Below are 251 nucleotides of genomic sequence, written 5' to 3'. Positions count from 1 at the left end.
ATACCTCTCCCATTGAAACCAGTGGTAGCATCAAAAGTCCCTTCATGTCAAAATTACGACAAACATCATGGTTTGGCCGCGAATCTGCATAAACATCTGGAATCCAGATTGGTTTTTTTGTTTTAATAACCTCTTGCGTTACCCTATCATTGCTTTGATCAAATTGTATCTTATCGTGTGTCTTCATCCAATCTTCTTCTGTCCACTCGGAATCTTTACTTAATTTTACTGGTCTAATTCTTTTCTCAGCT

Annotated in this window: 1 protein-coding gene; it reads right to left on the bottom strand. The window is 37.5% G+C overall.

Annotation, left to right across the window (positions count from 1 at the left end; all coding sequences use genetic code 11):
* Nucleotides 1–251, bottom strand: a 251-nt coding sequence (locus KVT34_RS30660) for a GAF domain-containing protein (RefSeq protein WP_217563339.1), incomplete at both ends; no start/stop codon positions are given.

It is taken from the genome of Paenibacillus sp. GbtcB18 (genome assembly GCF_019091125.1).
Classification (GTDB): Bacteria; Bacillota; Bacilli; order Paenibacillales; family NBRC-103111; genus Paenibacillus_F; species Paenibacillus_F chitinolyticus.
The sequence above is the reverse complement of the archived record's forward strand: the minus strand, read 5'-3'. Positions and strand labels throughout refer to the sequence as shown.